Origin of the sequence: Paenibacillus sp. J45TS6 (assembly GCF_018403285.1) — a bacterium.
In the GTDB taxonomy this organism is placed as follows: domain Bacteria; phylum Bacillota; class Bacilli; order Paenibacillales; family Paenibacillaceae; genus Paenibacillus.
On sequence record NZ_BOSJ01000013.1, the window covers coordinates 32736 to 51904 of the forward strand.

Here is a 19169-nt window from a genome sequence, read left to right on the forward strand (position 1 = left end):
TAGGATTGAATTTACCAATTGAATGGGTAAAGTTCGGGCCCGACACTGACAGAGCATTATTGAATGACAAGCCGGGGGATAGCCCGCATTTTTCATTTGAAAATTTAGAAGAACATCTTCTTACTCAACCTTCAATAATTGACAACATTATTCACAAGGCGTTTCAAATTAGCCGAAGTAATGCGATGTCCGTTATGGATCATTTTAACCGACTGCAAAAGCTTTCAAACTCTAAAAGTACCGAACTTATACCAATTCATAGAAAAACCATGCTGTATCAAGTGAGTATCCCACGGAAATATAAAGAGCTCCATTATCATCAGCGGCCTTTGATTCACTCCTTACAGCTATTTGGAAGAAAACCTAAAGTTACGGATAAAAGCGGATTTTGACCCATTACTTTCCGAGCTTGCCTTACAGGCTCACCCGCAGCTTGGATATAACTTTGATACAGGTTTATTTCCTGGGGCCTCAAGTTCCCCTGAAGTCTGGAGACGTTTACGAACCAACTTAGTGTTGATTCTATTGATGGATATGTGACCTCTTTACAAAAGTACCTGACACTAGAATACAAACCACCTCCAAGGAAAGGCATCATAATTTCAGGGGCCTTTCCGGATGTAGGCCCGGAACTTCAGCATAATATCGCCAATTTATATCGATTGTAGTAATAATAGCAAATCTAATATGATATATACGGGCAAATCATCTCACATTCTAGCTGTTAAGTGGACTGATTTTAAGATGATATCGATACTTATATGCAAATAGCATATGATATTAATGAGAATATTGAATATTCAAAAAAGTGTTTATAATATGCTCGTAATTAGCTGAGTTGTAAGTATGCCTAATATAGCCCATTGAATTGGAGGGGAAATATAATGTCGGGATTTACTAAACATATGTACACAAAAGAGCTTGAGAGTTTCAAAATAAATTTCAGTAATTATGTTAAAAAAATCAGTTTAGTACTGCCTAAAGAATATGACTTAGAAACTATAGTATCATTAATAAAAAGGTATTATCCGTTTGAGTGGCAGATATTGAACGAAAAATATAAATATTATTGTGCTAAGGATAAAAAATTAAAAGTATTAGGAAAAAAAGTTAGATTTGCTATGATGGAACCGATCCTATTAGTTGAAAGTTTGGATATTACGAAGAAGTTGTTGTCAAAGGAGTATATTGATTCGTATAGGAATAGCTTTATTATTGAAGTGAAAATATTGGCTGAAGACGATTTTAAGAAAGAAAGAGATCCCAAAATAAGAAAGAGACAAGAAAAAATCACGAAAGCAAAAATAAAAGCTCAAGAAGTTGAACCACTGTTTCTTGATGAATTGATGGGATTATATGATAGAAAATCAACATCACAAAAAGATAGGATATACATCTTAAAAGAACTTCAAAAATACTACTGCACTAAAGTAATTGACTTTTTTAAAAGGAAAGTAGAATCAGAATACAATAGACAATTGCGAGAAATGGCCTTTTATCATTTGCAGGAGCTTGGACATCTTGCTGTATTAAGAAAACAGAAGTATATGCGTATTCCAAGTAAGAACAAGAAACGACGAGAAATCTTAAGAAATGTGTATGCTAACGAAAGATTTAATATTAAAGAAATACCTGAAGAACTTGAGTATAGAATTCAAAACTCAAAAGAGCAAAAAATCAAGACTTACGATTATTTCATTTCGCACAGTAGTGCTGATTTTAAAGAAATTCAACATTTAATTGTAGAATTAAATAAAAGCAAGAGAAATGTCTATTGTGATTGGGTAAATGATAATGACTACTTAAAACGAAATTTAGTTGGACTAGCCACTAGAACAGTAATAGAAAAACGAATAGAACAATCGAAAGCAATCATTTTTGTTAAATCGGAACATTCTATGCAATCCTTGTGGGTGAAATATGAATTAAATTACGCGCTAGAACTAAATAAACCTATATATGAAATTAAGAAGAAAGACATTTTAAATGGTAGTTACTCCACTGAAAAAATAATTGATCTATGGTTTCTTGAAAAGGAATATAAAAACATCATACTGTTCGAAAATCAACTCAAGAATGAGAACAGAAACGTAGCCAACTGAAGGGTGAGCCAATAGCGGATTACGCGTGCGGTCCAGTTCGGAGGCGGAAATAAAAGACTATCCAAACGTAGCGGTGAATTCTACGAGGAAATTTAAATGAAGCGCGAAATGGACCAAGGCGGTTCTTAGGCTAACAACACGGGAGATAAATGATTTGGCGATCGTTAAAGGGCGTGAGCTCGAATACCTCATTAATTTGCTTCATGCGGGAAGAGAGAGCTCCATTGTCGATATTAAGAGCGAATGGTATCGATTCGAATATGAGAACTATAAATTTGAGTTTATCAAGGACTGCATTTCCTTTCTCAGGAGAAGGTGGGGTTGATATTATTGCATACTCAAATGCAGCTATGTTTAAAGGGAAGTATCTTGTTCAGTGCAAGCGTTGGAACAGTTCAGTAGGCGAACCTGCAGTTCGAGATCTGTATGGTGTTGTATTAAGTGAAAATGCAAATAAAGGTATTATAATTACAAATTCCTCATTTCAAAGCAAGCTATTGAATTCGCTGATGGTAAGAACATTGAATTGATTGACGGTACTACGTTAGCAAAATTACTGAAAAAATATAACCTGGATGCAACAAATGAAACTGCAAGAGACTACAGAAAGTCATTCTACGAGATGGATAACTTTGAGTGTGATAAATATCTCTATCTAAAATCAAGGATAGAGGGCAATAGAAATGAAAAGCAAAACTATGATTCACTTCGAAAGTTTTTGCATTCTTATATCGCGAGAAATGAGATAGAAATCAATAAAAATGGTTTGATCGACGAGTATATTCAACTGAATAATGAGTACATCAAACGATTTTGTAAGAAGTCTAAAATTAATTTAACGGAAAAAGATATCGTTACTTATATAAACGGCATATTGTACATGTTAAAAGGTGAGGTTTTTAAAGCAATCGAAATATTCAAAGAAGATTTGAAGTTGTTTAACACTAAAAGAATGAATATTTTGTTGTTTGATTACTCGTTGAATTCATACCTCTACGGTGAAGAGAATGGAAACACAGTAGGGGAGTTTGTAGAAAGAATACGGGATGGCCTTAGCACATATAACATAAGATAGAATTTTAACAAATCGTCTGAGTTAATGATAATTAATATCTATCTTATATTTTTTAAATTAAATTATAGGGAATGAATGAACTCAATCGTTTCTCATGTAAATAGTCTCAATGAAATAGCTCAAAATGGAAACCACTTTACTGCTGCAGGTAAATATCGACTGTATCTCTTATTTCAAGATATAAGAGTAACTTTGAAAGAAATCAGTCAAGGTACGTACAACAAGCTCTATATTCCAATCGATCTTGACTATAAAATAGAGAAGGATTGTAACAAACAATATTACTACGAGTTTACATTTGATGAGAGAGCCTATGTAAATGTAGATGAGCTTATTCATCAATATTGGGAAAATAGATCATTAGAACAAGAAATAAAGCACCTTGAAACTCTATAGATGAAATACATACTTATCTTCGGCTTTACGGGTAGAATCTTAAAAGATCGAGTAAGTGAAGCTGGTTGCATTTACACCTGCGATTTCAAGCAACTTGCTGCATAAAGAACACGCCCCAGTATCATGTGGATTTCTTTCTCGATCTGTTCAAGTTGTTGCTGAGCTAGATCATACTCTTCTAAGAGTTGCTCTAGATGGAGTTTGTAGGCGTGAAGTGCGTGCGTGGCATCCTCACTGCATTTTGCAAGTGCAAAGGAGTTGGGCCAGTTGTTTATCTTTGTCCTGACAAGCAACTTGTGGAACAAGCCATTGAACAGGCTGCCATACACAATATACCTGTAGTGACAATCAATCAGGAACCAAGTCAAGCAGCAGAGTGAATGCTCAATAGTTCATTAGAGGATCATAAACATTGTACTTCTTTTCTAATGGAACCCAAAAAAGCAGATAAATTTGCTGAATTCCCAGTAATATGTCCATACGCGTATGCTTATGATTTTTGGAAAACGTCCCTGCTAAAAGAAGAAAAGTTTTACTGTGATAACTTGTGCAGATCGAACAATACTTCCTATAGACCACCATTAATCATATAAGATCATTTAGAATTTTTTTGCAGACCTAATTGTCAATCATCAAATGAGAAAAACAGGGGAGAGATTAATCCAAACGTTATTTTCTGGGTACTAGAAAAATAGTGACTCAATTTTGTATTAATTTCTTTAAAGCGTGGTTAAGGATAGCGGGTAGTAGAAGTCAAGAAACTAGTGTTCCTAGCTGGACAGAAATCGAAAAAATGCGAGACCTTTGTTTCCCGAAAAAAGCTTAATTCATCATGATTATCATGCACATAATCTGTTGATTCAAAACAATGTATTATGCCAATTGATTGGCCCTTAGCATATTTGAGTCCTCATCTCGGTGACTTATGTTGCTTAGTCAACGAGGCTCTCTCTTTGGGAGTCGTACAAGATAGGAAACAGTTGTGTTAGAGATGGGTATTTTCCATTTTCGATATGTAGATGACATCCTTGAACCCTATCGTCAGAAAGAAATTTAAGAATTGTCGTAGCAATAGCGGAGTTTAGTCCTACGATGGTGTGTGTGGAGGAAGTTCTAGAGTGAAATGATGAGCTTAATAAAGAATACCAGAAATTTCTTTCAGGGGATTCAGAACTATTGGCAGACGAGATTCAGCAATTAGGATATCGCACTCAACACATGTGGAATGCCTAATATTGATGGTACGGAATGAGATGTGACAGTACTTTTCAAGTCTAAAGTAAAGGAGACCTTGCTATATGCAAGGTCTCCTTTACTAAGCCGTACAACGGTGTCTGCGAAGTAAACTAGAAGCGATAAAGCATCCTAACAGCCCCAACTGAACAGCATACTTTGGTAGATTAATAGAGCTTAAAGGGAGACTAACTCTGCGAGCTTGGCCGCGACGTCTGCCATAGGCTCTTCTGTAGTGTTCAGGCCGCTTCGTGATCCGAGTAAGGGACTGACTTCGCGGAGAGCTTCATACGTTGTATCATGCACAATCGGAACGAGCCGATCACCTGCCAGGAGTGCCGAAAGTTCTTTGTCAGCGATGCCCTCTGCTGGGAGGCGGCGTAGCAGTGCAGGGGTCACAAGCACAATTCCAACTCGCGAGTTGGCCAAGCCTTTGTCGATAGCGCGAAGCAACGGCACACCGAGGCTAACGTCTTTCTCGCTAAACCAGACGGAGACACCGTGTGACTCAAGCAGATCGTGCAACTCCTTGGCGGCTCCCTTCCGGTCATCCCATGCATGGCACAGGAAGACGTCTCGAAGGTCAGGTTGTTTTGCTAGAGTTTCGACGTTGTTGCGGATTGGTGTTAATGACCGAATTTCTTCAGACGTGTACAATATGGACGAACCTACTCCTGACCAGCGTGGTTTTGAACTACGGACGGATCCGCCGCCGATACTTCGACCCCCTCCACTTGTCAAGGACGAGGAGTAAGATGAGGGCGAGTACGGATTGTAGCCACCCCCACTACCATAGCGGCCATAACGCCCTCTGCACGCTGGGCAGTTGGCTGCGGCACTTGCTGAGCGATGTCCGTTTACTGGAGCTGTACAACTAGCCATGTCCCTACCTCCTAATTTGATTTTCCTAGTATTATAGTAATTTAAAACAGGAAAAAAATCCATTTATTTGATGTGTTATGTCGAATCTTGATTCGTAGAGCTGTCCCACCACGTTACTTTTCTGTTTTAACTGTAATATATTCAGACGTGTGCTCATTCGCCTCAGCAAGGAAACGTAGAACTGTATCATCGATAGTGTGATAAAGCAGAGGGTTGAGTTGAAGGTGGGGGCGGCAATGCTTAATCTGCAAATAGTAGCGTAAATGCTCCACACATGTGGAATGCCTAATATTGATGGTACGAAAAGAGATGTGACAGTGACTGCTCAAGAAGGTTGTTTATGCGTCGTTTGCTGAAATCGTATATATTGCACCACATAATCAGCGGCAGAGTCGATGTTTGTCGGTACGAGATCAAGGTTCACTTCAAGTAGAAGATCAGCCAGTTCATTGGTACGATGTGCGTTGAGGGAGGAAATCAGGTGGATGCGGATAAAGTGATTTAATAAGGTCTATAGAGCTAATAAAGTTGAGACTCCCGCTACTTGCAGGGAGCTTTTTTGGTCGGAATTGGGAATGATTTCTGGAATTCTTCTCCCAAAAGAGCTATCATTATAGTAACAATTTAATTTAAAAGCGATTGAGAATTACGTATTAGATTAAAAGAAGATGTGAATTTTGGCGTATACACTTTCCATTGAACAATATCACTCAAATAAATATAAACACTATCGAAATGAGGAGAATTTCTATGTCTTACCTAACATTCAATAAGTTGAACAATATGTCTCAGTCGATTCAAAAGTCTCTTAATGAAAATTACCAATTCAGCACGTCAAACACGGTATTTCTGTCCCATCGTCATGATGACGAGCAGCAAGTAAAACAAGCAGTAGGTTTTTTGGCACAATTCGGGCAAAGAACTTATGTTGACTGGCTTGACAATAATATGCCTAGCCAAACATCGTCTGAGACGGCTCAGAAGCTGAAACAAAGAATCAACCGCTCTAATAAATTTGTACTGCTGGCGACACCAGGGAGTATTCGATCGATTTGGATACCATGGGAGCTTGGGTTAGCCGATGGTGTAAAGGGTCTAAATAAAATTGCAATTCTTCCACTCGTGAAAAATGAAGGAACATGGGACGAGAGAGAATACTATGGGATTTACAACTATATTGAACAATCATACGATGGCAACTGGTATGTTATAAAACAAGGGGAATCACGAGGGATACATTTAGCCAATTGGTTTGAATCTTGAATTTGAGGAGGGTGAACTGGTGAGCAAAGAAATAGCGGAGTTTCAGAAAATGTTTAAAACTGCTATTGAGGAGTCTAATGCGGCTGTATTTGCTGGCGCAGGATTGTCTAAACCTGCGGGATTTGTGAACTGGAAGGAACTGCTTCGAGATATCGCTGAAGAAATCAATTTAAATATCGATAAAGAAAGTGATCTTATAGCAGTAGCGCAGTACCATGTTAATGAGAATGGTGGAAACAGGGGGAAAATAAATCAAGCATTAATTGACGAATTTACAAAGGATGCCGAAATCACTGAAAATCATAAGATATTATCAAGGCTGCCTATAGATACATATTGGACAACCAATTATGATACCCTGATCGAGGATGCCTTAAAAGCCGAAGGGAAAAGGATCGACTCAAAAATAACTACGGAAAACTTAGCGGTAACAAAACCGAATAGTGATGCCAAGATTTATAAAATGCATGGGGATATTTCATTACCCCATGAAGCCGTTCTAACTAAAGATGATTACGAAAATTACAACAACAAGCGGCAGCTATTTACTACGGCTCTTCAAGGCGACCTCGTTTCAAAAACGATGTTGTTTATTGGATTTAGTTTTGATGATCCCAATTTGGAATATATTTTGAGTCGCATAAGAATCCTTTTGGGTCAGAATCAACGCACCCATTACTGCTTTATGAAACAAGTGCAGCGAGATGATTTTAAGGAAGAATCGGATTTTTTATATGCTGAGATAAAGCAGAAGTTAAAAGTGAATGATCTGAAAAGATACAGCATTAAAGTGCTTCTAGTAAGTCAATATGAGGATATTACGGCTATACTCAAGGAAGTGGAACAGCAATATAAGAGAAGAAATTTATTTGTATCCAGTAGTGCTTCTAACTATGGAAATTGGGGAGAGCAACGCTGCTTAGAATTCGCAAGTAACCTGAGTAAAAAAATAATCCAAAACGGGAACAATATTGTAACTGGTTTTGGTCTCGGAGTTGGCAGTTGTGTAATCTCGGGTGCGTTGGAAGAAATCTATAAAACGAGAAGTCAGCGGGTTGAAGATCGTCTGATTTCGAGACCATTTCCTCAAAATACGACTGGTCAAATCCCTATAAAGGAATTATGGACTAAACACAGAAATAACATGATTCAAAACGTTGGGATTTCCATTTTTATGTTTGGTAATAAAATTGATGATTCATCAGGTGCTGTAATAGAAGCAAATGGCATGATTGAAGAGTTCGAAATAAGCGTGAATCACGGTGCAATACCCATTCCCATTGGTGCGACCGACTTTACTGCTAAAAAAATATGGGAGACTGTTATAAGTGATTTTGGCCGATATGTTCCCCAGGCTGGGCTAGAAGATAAATATCAATTACTGGGCGATGTGAATCAGACTGACGAAGCATTGATTAACACTGTAATTGAAATTGTGAATATGCTTGAAAAAAGAAAAAGGCAATAAAGAGGGAGGCTCAGGTAGGGCACGTAAAACATTCATTTCTTATAAGTACAGCGAAGCTCAACATACAAGAGATCGAATAATTAAGGCTCTTGGCACAGATGCTCGTTATTATCAGGGTGAAACCAGTACTTCACCTAATTTGACGGACAGAAAGACAGAAACCATCTAAAATCATCTTAAAAGCATGATTTTTGATACTACGGTAACTATTGTTGTTATCTCTCCAAATATGAAGCAGAGTAACTGGATTGATTGACTGGGAGATTGATACTCTTTGAGGGAGATTCCTAGGGAAGACAGGACGTCAAGAAGCAATTCATTGTAGGTGTAATCCAAAAAGATTATTATTTTGGTGGGTATGGGCGGATACTTAGCTCAGTTACAATGATGATGGCTGCAAGTCAAGAAGCATTTATGAAAGTAACTTATATGAGATTATCATCAAGAGTCGTACAAACCAAAAAAATTGCCAAAGTGTATATTCTCTAAATGGCTCGTATATCTCCTTGGTAACTGAAGATGATTTTGCTGATGTTCGGGGGACAAGAATATGTACCGAATAGTCATATATCTAATCGGTGATATTCTCCACCTTAATTCATTAAACTAACGGGCAGTATAGTTCAATAAATGTGTGTCAGCTGTGTAGTATACTTAGCCTGAATATTGTTTACATAAAAAGCGGATACATGAGACAAAATGGCGGGTATTTTAAATAGGTTACTATGAAAGTATAACCTAGATGTTTTGTGGATGAATGCGTGTTTGTTAATATTATCCCCTATTACTAAAGAGTCATTATAGAAATTTTATTAATATTGGTAAATTATAACTAATAAGTGTGACGATGACGTGATATACTTCTCTAGTATTATTTAAAGAGCAAAGCTATTAAAATATTTATGGATGGAGTGTCAAGGTACATGTTGGGGTTTATAGGAACTGATACAATTTTTTCTGTTTTATGTATAGTCTTCTTCATTTGTTTTGTTCAGATTTTTAAGAGTCAGAAGCACTACAAGATATATTTATTGATTGCCTGTATAGCACTGGCCTACATTTCGAATGATCTTTACAGAATCTCGCTTCATATCTATTAATTCTTTAATGTCATGTAAGAAGAACTAATGAGCATAAATCACATCTGGGTATATCCTCTTGGCATGGTTATGATAAGAAAGAGGAAGCTTCTATTGGCTATGAGATAAAGTGAAATGCCATTAATATTCTATACAACAAATATTTTAACGAGCTACTTCTCACGATTTTAGTGTTAGAAGATTACCTTGGTATAGTTGCCTGGGATTAGAACAAAGTAAAGGAGTTTTTTAGAAAATGCATAATGTTACAATTAAGCCTGGAGAATATGTTGGACCACTGAAATTAGGTATGCCTGAAACGGAAATTAATCATATTTTAAACGATTTAGAATATTCTTTTTCGGTTCTTACAACCAGCTATACGAATTCAAGTTTAACTGAACTTGAAATTTCAAACGATAGAACGATTGCAGCAGTCTTAGAAGGGTACAATATCGATTTATTTCAGACAAAAGTGGAAGACTTAATTCCAAAATTAAATGAAATTTCTCCATACGCTATTAATAATTTTTATAGCGAAGGGTGTCAATATGATTTTCCTGAGCTAGGTCTAAGATTGTGGAGAAGTATTGAATTGTACTCGAAGGATGTAGAGAACTTACCAGAAGATGAGAAAGAAGAGCGAGCAGATAAATTATATTTTGAAACCTTCGTAATTTATCCGTCTATTAAATGATATAACTCTTAAAGAGAGCAAAGATTCAATATTGATCTGAGAAATATATAGTGGATGCTTAACAATTGTTCGATGTTGTAGCGAATGGATTTTTTATCACAAATTATGAGATAGATGACGAAGATGAAATCAGATAATTTGGATACAGTACTGGAAAAGCTATTAAACATAGGACTATTAAATAAAAGACGCTACCAGTCATGGCAACATCCTTATAATATTAGTGAATTGAATTAATTTATCATTATCTGCTATTTAATGATATGTATCATGAGCTAGTAAAGTTATAGTGTTAGATCTACTTTATTACCTCTGCCACTAGTACAGTCAAAAAAAGAAAAAAGCACAATCCTTCCGGCTAAGAGAAGAAAGCGCTAGGGCGACAAATACACTATTTGCTGCTCTTATAACAGTTGCACTATTTCATACCCACTTGTGCTCTACATTCTTTGTATCTGTTTATGTATAAGTAATAGATAATGGAAAATTATACATTATACAATCTAATATTTTATGGAAAATTTTTATGCTTAATATCTGTTCCAGTAATTCCAAGTTGTTCAATTTTATTTTCATCTTCATCAACTATTTCATAATAATAAATAGTATCGGGTTCATCTGAGAATACAACTAAAACTTGATATCCAATTGCTGTTTTATCTTTATCCTTTGGTTTTCTTTTTGAATTAACACTTAAAATATCACTCTCCGAATACCCTTTCTCCTCAATTAAGTAATCTTTAACCTTTTCCTCAGTATAGGCAACAATCTCTGGATCACTCTTCGGTGGAGTGTTAAGAAGGTGAAAAACATAGAACACAAAACCAATTACAAGAATTAAAAGCCCTAGAACAACTCCGCCACCAATCATCATTATTTTCTTCAAAAAAATTCTCCTTTATCTAAAATCAATTAATATATATTAACAAATCGCTTCTAATAAAAGTATAATAAAACTAGCAATATTTAGAATATTATTACATAAAAATATAGAAAGTTATTTATGTCAGTAAGATATCCCGTTAACTGTGTTTTTTGTGAGCTAATATGAATTTACAGAAGCTGACTATAATGGACTAAACAATACTCTTATCTTCGTTTCAACTAACGGAAAAACGTTGAACAGCAGGGAGCAGCTAGCAGTTGGCAGCTACTTCCTTTTTGTTGTGCAAACCGGCAGATTAAAGCAACTATTCAACCATCGATTCAATCATTTTAAATCAGTCTATGGGAAGAATGAAAAGTAACATGTCGATTTAATTTATTTAGGAGAGATACTACGTCCTAGTGGGTGGTTAGGTTATATAATGTAGCATATTAATGGATGGCACCTAGATCTTTTTAATCAAAAGTAAAGGCATTAGTATCAATATCTTAAGAAAATAAATGCATCCGAACAGTAAAATTCGGCTGCATTTTGTCTACTATTTGAAGGCATTAACAAGGGGATTCTTTATTCTGTGGAGGAAAGTGGATAAACCGAGATCGACTCAAAATATAAGCTTTTGAGTTCATCTTCTTGAATATCCTTACTCAATGATAAAAAACGCTCACTATTCAAATCATCTTCTGTTAATATGTTTGGACGCCAAAAGGCAAGTCCGAGTTCATGAAAACGATAGGTATATCCCACTTCTGGATCGTTCCTATCAAATTTTGATTCATTATCAATTATTTCTATCAAGCGATCTGCTTGTGTCTGGAAAGGATTAATATTCTCCATATCATTTAACTTTATAATTTCACATTCAAAAAAATCTGTTGCACCGTATGGTATTTCAATGAAATTCACAAGGTCATTTGTGTCATATTAAAGTAAAACAAATGAAGGAAACGTTTCTAATATTCGATCTGCGTGTGATTTTGACATACCTAGTTTAAATTCACCAATAGATTTTCCAGGTTCAATGATCAGCTTTTCCATGATATCAACCTTCCGTTCTTTTTAGCTGCTTACAAATCCAAAATACTTTTCACATAGAACAATTAAGTTTAGAAGCTCTGGGATCATATTTTACAGCTAAACTTGAATATTTACCATCTGGCGTTTTTAAATTTATTAAAAGGTTAATGAAACCAACCTGAAGTCCATTCAACTAACGATAAAACGTTAGCTTAATTATACCAAGAAAGCAGCTGTTCAATGCGATCGGTTGCTTTTTTAGCTCAAGGAAGCTTTTGTTAATTAGTTCTTAAATAAGAAAAATCAACTTGAAAAGTTTCTCTTTTTTAAAGTGAAAGTCACCTTTATCATATAATAAAGCATTAGAGAGAGGTGTAAAAGTTTGACCAAAATAAATGCAAAAGAAAGGGTTCTTCGAACAACAATCTCAGTTATTGGTTTCCCACTAGCATTCGTTCAAACTCTTCTTTCAAAATATGCAATACATAAATACAAGCGAATGGGGAAGTTGATTAATATCGGTAGCCATAGCTTACATGCTATTGTAGCTGGACAAGATAAAAATGGACCGACTGTTATATTAGAATCAGGAATGGGGGGCTGTGCATTAGATTGGTCACTAGTACAACCTGAATTATCCAAACATACAAAGGTTATTTCATACGACCGAGCGGGATTTGGGTGGAGTACACAAACGATTGATGAACCCACATGTGAAAATTATGTCCATGATCTTAGAAAGTTATTAAGTAGATTAGAGCTAAAACCGCCATATTTACTTGTTGGGCATTCGTATGGTGGAATGATAATGCGATTATTTGCATCTGAGTTTCCTGATGAAGTAGTGGGTATTATTCTTGTCGATTCAACTCATGAAAAGAGATATTTTGAATCCAATTCAAGTGAAAAAAGAAGAATAGAACGACTAAAAAATCAAAAACGCCTTAGGCTTGGTTATCTATTATCACCTATTGCAGTTCCTCGAATGATAAAACAGCATATTGGTTCTAAAAGACTGCCTCTCGATATTCAGAAAAAAGCCGCTGCATTAGGATATAGAAATAATGCATATAAGGCAGCATATTTAGAATTCCTCTGTACCATTAAAAGTGCTGAACAGTTACATCAATCACAGCCACTGAGATCGGATATCCCTCTACTAGTATTAACTGCAGGCAAACAAAGTGAAGAATGGAAACATGGACAAAAAGAGCTTTTAATTCTGTCTAAAAAAACTCAACATATTATTGTGGAAGACAGCTGGCATTCTATACAAATTCACAATCCTCAAGTTGTGATTAATTCGGTAATTAGTTTAATACGCTAACGAAAAAACGTTAGCTTAATAAAAAAACAGCCGATCGATTGTACGGCTGCTTACCGATTCGCAATGAATTAGTCAATCGAGGAAAAAAGTGAATCATAAAAAGGTTCAACGTCTTATGCACGAACTCGGTTTAAAATGCATGGTACGCCGGAAGAACATGAATTATTTATCATTCTGATCAAGGATGGCACTATCAAATGAAAGTATATCGTCATACAGTCAAAACTAAAAATGAGTCCGGTACAATACCGAACCCATTTTAAGCAATTTGCTTGATAATAATAACCGTGTTTAACTTGTAGGTTACTTCTGCAATCTATAAATATAAATATTTAAAATCTATTTTTTGTATTTTCCAGCCCTCATCTGTAAATGTTAACTGCATCGTACGTGTAAGCCAAACAAGACTAACAAAGTGAGTACTTTGTGAAATCGTCGCTTCAGAATTGTATATATCTTTATAAGTAATCATACTATTCTTTTCCGCATCAAATTGTGTATCAAATGGCAGACCTTTATACCAAATAATATTCCCCAGTAACTTGTCTGTAAAATAAGGTTTAAAATATGCTTTAGCCTGTCGAATATCCGTTATTACCGCAGCCTCATTTGCGATTTGAGAAAAGGTTTTAAACTGTTCATCCGTTACTAAAGGAATCGGCTTTATCTGAGTGTAAATTAGGATATTGATTTTCTCAAACGTTACATGAGCTACCTTAAATGATTGATTCCACTCCACGCTTGCCCCAAACGCGTGACTCAAGAATTTGAGAGGTACATACGTCGTTCCTTTATGGATCTGAGCAGGAACATCCAAAGAAACCTTGTTTTCATTAATAGTTGCCTCTTTAGAGTTCACTTTTAAAGTTATTTTCGTTGTTTTATCACTAATTACAACTGTCTTTAGATTTTGATCCCATTGTACTTTAAAACCAAACTTTTCAGAAACAACTCTTATCGGAATTAAAGTCCTACCGTTTACTATTTTGCCCGTATCAATAACAATGGGTGCTTCTTCAGAATCGGCAAATGTCGTGCGAGGTAATTGGATTGAAAATAATAAAATGGCTATTACTAGTGACGTGAATATTCTTCTCATGATGTCTTCTCCCTGCTGTTAATAAATAAAAAGCTACATTTAAAATGTTTGATCGGGTCTTAGCGAACGATATAGATAATATCAGGCTTCTTCAGTAAGTCGTTTATGATTAATTTCGTATAATTTGTATAAGCCGTTTATATCAGTTTTTCCATTATAATATTTCGCGTGAAATAAATGAAACCATAATTTAACTATAAATAAAAAAACGCTTGAACCCCAAAAGGCTCAAACGTTTCTCATTCTTCATTTACATATGCTTGTGCAGCGTGTTCAGTACACTACGAAGTTCTTCAACAGGCACCTGACCAGGAGCGGATGCTTTTTTGGCAGCACCAAAAGTGAGTGCAGAACCAAACAGTTCACCCGCGATTCGGCTGATCACACCTTTGCCCGCCATGGACATGGTAATGATCGGTCTGTCTGCATACTCTTCTTTCATCGTATGAGTTGCATCCATCAGCATCAGCACATCAGAGACGCTTCGCGGCATAGCTGCCAGTTTTGGAATATCCCCGCCGAGTTCTTGTGCCTTACGAAGACGGGATACGATTTCTTCTTTAGAAGGTGTTTTGTCAAAATCATGGTTCGAGATGATCACATAGACATTATGCTTATGAGCTTCTTCGATTATTGCTTTTACTTCTGCATCACCTGTAAACAGCTCTGCATCCACGATATCCACTTGGCCAGTAGCCGCAATGGCTTGGTTCAGTTCTACATAATAAGCGGTGCTGACTTCTTTTTCTCCGCCTTCTTTTGCGCTGCGGAACGTAAAGACAATCGGCTGGGAAGGAAGAATCAAGCGGATCTCCGCTAGAGCTTCTTTCACTTTTTCAATATCTTCTACATGTTCAAACGATAGTTCAAGAAGAACAAGTAAGCAAACGGATCAGTAGACCGGTTGCTTTTTCATGCTATTGGGCAGTATAACTTGGTCAAGTCACGGAAATTTGAATATGAAGAATGTTAAGGGGTGTGTTATTAAAATGAGCCTACAGTTGGTGCCATTAAATATTCCGTCAGAATGGACTGTCGTATGGAATCATTTTTTCGAAATTAATCCCGATGACTTTCATGATGACTCATTTCCTTATGTATGGGAACTACATGAGGATATATTCTATTTTAGAAATGAAAAGATCGGATTGATTTTGGATTTAGGATGGTATCCAGCTATGAGTTCAGAGGGTGCATATACATTGAATTTAGTAAAAATAGGTGATGAAGAAACTGGACCCGAATATTGGGCTAACCCTATTTTGAAATATCGTTCCCGCAACATTAACGAGATAACAAATAAAATCCATGAAGTCCTCGATAAAGAGCAATCTGATTCGTCCGAAACAAAGTAAATCATTAAGCTAACGGAAAAACGTTAGTTCAATTTACAGTTTATAATCTTTATTTATAGTAGCAAACTAGAATTAATCGCTCTAGTATGCCTGTTAGTTGAACGAAGTTGATTTTAACGCAACTCAACTTGACAGCTAGGAAAGTGAAATTTGCATCTGTTACTTCCAAATAAGATCTCTTATTTGGTCTGCATCTTTCACTTCAATACTGTATCCTTGCTCAGTGTCTGATAACGCAACAAGTAATCCAGAATACCCTTTACTTTTAGTTAATGAAAGATGATATCCTAGGACCGTTTGATCTTTGTAATAAATATTCAATTCAAACTCTGCCCCATAATCCAACGAGCCCTCCATTGGTATTGAGTCTCTAATGGCAGTTCTATAAATATCTACTGATGTTTTATCTGTATAATCTCGATCTAGGAAAGGCTTATTTTCCCAATCTTCGCATAACTGAATACACTTAAGTTTGATTAATTCGATTTGTTCATTTTTGAGCACTTTATTCTGATTAATACTTCGACATGCAGTATAAGCAAGGGTTATGCCTATAAATACAATGATAATAGTAATCAATCTTTTGCTAAAGAACATGCTTGTCACACCTTCTTTTCAAAATTATCTTATCCTTTGTAAATTTCCGCACATTTAATTAGACGTTGACTGCGAATTATTGTTGCGCAAAACTACTCTTTAGCTGTCTAGTGCTTTATTTCCTCAGTCTAATACTTTATTTATACAGAAATGGTTCCGTTAAATGATGCACAGTACGAAGATATTGTGAAATAAAAGAAAGCGCGCTTGTTCAACTAACTGTAAAACGATAGTTTAATTAGAAAAAGTAAGCAACCGATCAATAGACCGGTTGCTTTTTCTTTAAGCTCCTGGACAGTTTAGGACCCATATTCACATTGCATGGATTAATAATGAAACCTAGAATTTTAATCGTATTTCCATATTTTAACCTATAGTTATAAACAGACGATATGTTAGAATCTACGATTAAGTAAAAATTGGAAGGGAAAATTCATTAGTTCACAATTACAAAAGAAAGTTTAATAAAATAAAGGAGATGCTTATGTTTAAATTAGTAAAGGTTCATTATCAGAGAGATGCGAAAAAAATTTTATTTACATCTTTTATAATATTTTTTTTACTTTATTTGTTTTTCTATAGCTCAAGTATAACTACTATTACAAAGGTAGAAGGTAAGGAAGTTGGGAAATTCAAGAACTATATCACAATTACTAGTGGGAAAGGCGAACGAGAAAAAATATCTGTGCCTGAATCTACATATAGTTTGGTAGAGACTAATCAAACTTACTTCATTACGTATTACCATAACTTTATAAGAGGTAATTATATTAAAAATCTCAAAATTACTGAGCCACTTAGAAAATAAATTAAAGAAAAAGTTTGTCGGATGATGGGATCTTCTACATAAATCCGTTGGACTATAAGCGTACGTAAAACTTTAGATAAATAAGATTACAGTCGATTAGGCTGTTCGGGTTAGTATAGGTAGCTGGGAACTGGTATAAACCTAGGAGGTGAATTTGTGAAAGAAGTTATTAAAAATGCTCTATTGGGTTTTGTCGTTTTTGTTGTTGGCTTTGCCATTATTTTAGTTCTTACAAGATCCGGTATTGAAGCTGAACTGACATATTATGCTGCTATAGCATACGCTCTTTTATACTTAGCTAGTGTTATATCTGTCTGTGCAGTAGTAATTCTAAGAAAAATTACTCAATTAAAAAAATGAACTACTCATTTGAACTAACGGAAAAACGATAGTTTAATTAGAAAAAGTAAGCAACCGATCAATAGACCGGTTGCTTTTTCTTTAACCTACTTGGCAGGTTAACGCAACATAACAAATACTGGTAACGTATAAAGGATAAACGATTGTGAGGTGTAAGATGATTTTTTGTTAGTTTGTTTGATATTTGTTACTGTTTCAATTTCCGTCTTAAGAAAAACGGAGATACTCTACCCTTATTCAAAGGGTGCCGCTTTGGCTACTGGTTTATCCCTGTTCATCGTTGTTTGTCTTGCCCAAAACTACACTCAAAGCTTAATTCCAAATGTTAACGATGGGATCGCAATATCAAATCAGATAGCTTATTGGATAATAGGTGAAGATGGTTGGTCCCATGATTTGTTTTTTGAGATCGTTTAAACAATCGATTTACTTCACCTTGTTTTTATTTGTAGCTTATCCCATGATCCTTGTGGCTGAATCGAAAAACAGGACCAGAACTTAATATTTTGCGATTACGCTATGGTAAAACTTATTAAGATGACTAAAGCAAAAAATGCGATATATGTCTCGTATACATTGTGATCTATAGAGGTTAATATGTAATTTAAAACCAAAAGCTAATTAAACCAACCATAAAAAGGTGATGCTTATGTGGGTACATCTCTCGAATACTCAAATCAAAATGCTGAAGAAAAAGTTTAACAACCTTTATACGCAACTATTACCAATTATAAATACATGGGACCCAATTGGTCTCGTTGGTGGTGGGGCACCTGATGATGAATATGACTGCATAACAGTTCAATTAATTACTTTATTAGAACAAGGGAAAAGTCAAAATGATATTTATGAATTTATTATCCATGAACTCGACGATCATTTTAGCATGGGAATTGACTCTATTCCTAATGATTACAGGGAAGACTTTATAAAAAAACACAAAGAATTCAGCTCCGACTTAATCAATTGGTACATATCTTACAAAGGAAATACAGGCGAAAATGATTAAACTAAAATGAAAGTTACCTATCTGAAGAACACAGAAACTTTAGAGATTCATTAACAGGAAGCATTGCACTTACGCTAATGGAGAATCAATCGGCTTAGCATTCCTCATCGCCGTATATACTGGACATTGGAAGTTAGCGGCTTTGTAAAAAATACTTTTAGTGCAAATTCATCGCATCCCTTTCGTAAACAAGTTGCAAATACGCTTCGACATAATGGTACAATATACCTGTTACACAAGAATAAGGGAAGGGGCATCAATATTGAAAAGAACTACCTTTCTCGTCGTTTTATTACTAACTTTCACTAGTATAGTAATTGGCTGCTCTTCTAACGGGAGTACTGGAAAAGAACCTGCTTTTGAATCGGTTATAGAAATTTTCGATGCGAAGTGGTCAAGTGACACGGATGATGGAGAAACGAAAGAAATTTCCGAGTGAATGGGGTAGTCTATAAACAATTGAGCCACCCCGTAATATACTAGAGTGGTATTTTTATGTCTATCACAAATCATCTC

At 35.6% G+C, this 19169-nt stretch carries 21 protein-coding genes and 2 pseudogenes; 17 read left to right on the forward strand and 6 right to left on the reverse strand.

What is annotated here, in order from left to right; all coding sequences use genetic code 11:
- Positions 1 to 5 precede the first annotated feature (5 nt).
- The 7 genes from KJS58_RS17735 (at position 6) to KJS58_RS17765 (ending at position 3953) form a co-directional block, all read left to right on the forward strand.
- On the forward strand, positions 6 to 392 hold the full coding sequence (locus KJS58_RS17735) for a hypothetical protein (protein ID WP_213534456.1): 387 nt from the start codon (positions 6 to 8) through the stop codon (positions 390 to 392).
- 513 nt (positions 393 to 905) lie between these two features.
- Positions 906 to 2102, forward strand: a complete 1197-nt coding sequence (locus KJS58_RS17740) for a toll/interleukin-1 receptor domain-containing protein (protein WP_213534464.1) — start codon at positions 906 to 908, stop codon at positions 2100 to 2102.
- 154 nt (positions 2103 to 2256) lie between these two features.
- On the forward strand, positions 2257 to 2427 hold the full coding sequence (locus KJS58_RS17745; protein WP_213534598.1) for a hypothetical protein: 171 nt from the start codon (positions 2257 to 2259) through the stop codon (positions 2425 to 2427).
- Between the two features lie 25 nt (positions 2428 to 2452).
- Positions 2453 to 2632: a restriction endonuclease gene (locus KJS58_RS17750; RefSeq protein WP_249717573.1), complete on the forward strand. Its 180-nt coding sequence runs from the start codon at positions 2453 to 2455 to the stop codon at positions 2630 to 2632.
- Complete coding sequence (locus KJS58_RS17755; protein ID WP_213534468.1) at positions 2629 to 3177, forward strand: hypothetical protein; 549 nt, start codon at positions 2629 to 2631, stop codon at positions 3175 to 3177. Before KJS58_RS17750 ends, KJS58_RS17755 begins: the two co-directional genes overlap by 4 nt.
- Before the next feature lie 75 nt (positions 3178 to 3252).
- Positions 3253 to 3573: a hypothetical protein gene (locus tag KJS58_RS17760; RefSeq protein ID WP_213534470.1), complete on the forward strand. Its 321-nt coding sequence runs from the start codon at positions 3253 to 3255 to the stop codon at positions 3571 to 3573.
- Between the two features lie 209 nt (positions 3574 to 3782).
- Positions 3783 to 3953 (forward strand): hypothetical protein, encoded by a 171-nt coding sequence (locus KJS58_RS17765; protein WP_213534471.1) that lies wholly within the window; start codon positions 3783 to 3785, stop codon positions 3951 to 3953.
- Between the two features lie 1030 nt (positions 3954 to 4983).
- Here the strand turns inward: KJS58_RS17765 and KJS58_RS17770 are convergent.
- Positions 4984 to 5751 carry a toll/interleukin-1 receptor domain-containing protein gene (locus KJS58_RS17770; protein WP_483874591.1) on the reverse strand — a complete coding sequence of 256 codons (768 nt, stop codon included), beginning with the start codon at positions 5749 to 5751 and terminating at the stop codon, positions 4984 to 4986.
- A gap of 687 nt (positions 5752 to 6438) precedes the next feature.
- On the opposite strand from KJS58_RS17770, the gene KJS58_RS17775 reads away from it, so the two are divergent.
- The 3 genes from KJS58_RS17775 (at position 6439) to KJS58_RS17790 (ending at position 10195) form a co-directional block, all read left to right on the forward strand.
- Complete coding sequence (locus KJS58_RS17775; RefSeq protein ID WP_213534475.1) at positions 6439 to 6951, forward strand: toll/interleukin-1 receptor domain-containing protein; 513 nt, start codon at positions 6439 to 6441, stop codon at positions 6949 to 6951.
- Positions 6952 to 6970: 19 nt separating this feature from the next.
- Complete coding sequence (locus KJS58_RS17780) at positions 6971 to 8419, forward strand: SIR2 family protein (RefSeq protein ID WP_249717577.1); 1449 nt, start codon at positions 6971 to 6973, stop codon at positions 8417 to 8419.
- Between the two features lie 1335 nt (positions 8420 to 9754).
- A complete protein-coding gene (locus tag KJS58_RS17790; protein ID WP_160036954.1) occupies positions 9755 to 10195 on the forward strand; it encodes a hypothetical protein in 441 nt (146 codons plus the stop codon).
- Between the two features lie 511 nt (positions 10196 to 10706).
- Here the strand turns inward: KJS58_RS17790 and KJS58_RS17795 are convergent.
- Both KJS58_RS17795 and KJS58_RS17800 read right to left on the reverse strand, forming a co-directional pair.
- Positions 10707 to 11081, reverse strand: coding sequence for an EGFR-like transmembrane domain-containing protein (locus KJS58_RS17795; RefSeq protein ID WP_213534477.1), 375 nt, complete (start codon positions 11079 to 11081; stop codon positions 10707 to 10709).
- A 567-nt stretch (positions 11082 to 11648) separates the two neighbouring features.
- Complete coding sequence (locus KJS58_RS17800; RefSeq protein WP_160036956.1) at positions 11649 to 11987, reverse strand: hypothetical protein; 339 nt, start codon at positions 11985 to 11987, stop codon at positions 11649 to 11651.
- A gap of 493 nt (positions 11988 to 12480) precedes the next feature.
- Here KJS58_RS17800 and KJS58_RS17805 point away from each other — a divergent pair, with 493 nt between their 5' ends.
- Both KJS58_RS17805 and KJS58_RS17810 read left to right on the forward strand, forming a co-directional pair.
- Positions 12481 to 13425, forward strand: a complete 945-nt coding sequence (locus KJS58_RS17805; RefSeq protein WP_213534479.1) for an alpha/beta fold hydrolase — start codon at positions 12481 to 12483, stop codon at positions 13423 to 13425.
- Between the two features lie 41 nt (positions 13426 to 13466).
- Positions 13467 to 13579, forward strand: a pseudogene (locus KJS58_RS17810) (IS3 family transposase); the annotation flags it as partial.
- Between the two features lie 162 nt (positions 13580 to 13741).
- Here the strand turns inward: KJS58_RS17810 and KJS58_RS17815 are convergent.
- Positions 13742 to 14524, reverse strand: a complete 783-nt coding sequence (locus KJS58_RS17815) for a copper amine oxidase N-terminal domain-containing protein (RefSeq protein ID WP_213534481.1) — start codon at positions 14522 to 14524, stop codon at positions 13742 to 13744.
- A gap of 250 nt (positions 14525 to 14774) precedes the next feature.
- A pseudogene (gene aroD / locus KJS58_RS17820) lies at positions 14775 to 15383 on the reverse strand (type I 3-dehydroquinate dehydratase); the annotation flags it as partial.
- Between the two features lie 130 nt (positions 15384 to 15513).
- On the opposite strand from aroD, the gene KJS58_RS17825 reads away from it, so the two are divergent.
- Entirely contained in the window at positions 15514 to 15879 is a 366-nt protein-coding gene (locus KJS58_RS17825; protein ID WP_213534483.1) for a hypothetical protein, read from the forward strand.
- 159 nt (positions 15880 to 16038) lie between these two features.
- Here the strand turns inward: KJS58_RS17825 and KJS58_RS17830 are convergent, their stop codons facing one another.
- On the reverse strand, positions 16039 to 16476 hold the full coding sequence (locus KJS58_RS17830) for a hypothetical protein (protein ID WP_213534485.1): 438 nt from the start codon (positions 16474 to 16476) through the stop codon (positions 16039 to 16041).
- A 484-nt stretch (positions 16477 to 16960) separates the two neighbouring features.
- On the opposite strand from KJS58_RS17830, the gene KJS58_RS17835 reads away from it, so the two are divergent.
- From KJS58_RS17835 to KJS58_RS17850, 4 genes are all read left to right on the forward strand, one after another.
- Positions 16961 to 17284, forward strand: coding sequence for a hypothetical protein (locus tag KJS58_RS17835; protein ID WP_213534486.1), 324 nt, complete (start codon positions 16961 to 16963; stop codon positions 17282 to 17284).
- A 156-nt stretch (positions 17285 to 17440) separates the two neighbouring features.
- Positions 17441 to 17644: a hypothetical protein gene (locus KJS58_RS17840; RefSeq protein ID WP_213534488.1), complete on the forward strand. Its 204-nt coding sequence runs from the start codon at positions 17441 to 17443 to the stop codon at positions 17642 to 17644.
- A 682-nt stretch (positions 17645 to 18326) separates the two neighbouring features.
- On the forward strand, positions 18327 to 18653 hold the full coding sequence (locus tag KJS58_RS17845) for a hypothetical protein (protein WP_213534490.1): 327 nt from the start codon (positions 18327 to 18329) through the stop codon (positions 18651 to 18653).
- Between the two features lie 262 nt (positions 18654 to 18915).
- A complete protein-coding gene (locus tag KJS58_RS17850) occupies positions 18916 to 19092 on the forward strand; it encodes a hypothetical protein (protein ID WP_213534492.1) in 177 nt (58 codons plus the stop codon).
- The last annotated feature ends 77 nt before the right edge of the window (positions 19093 to 19169 follow it).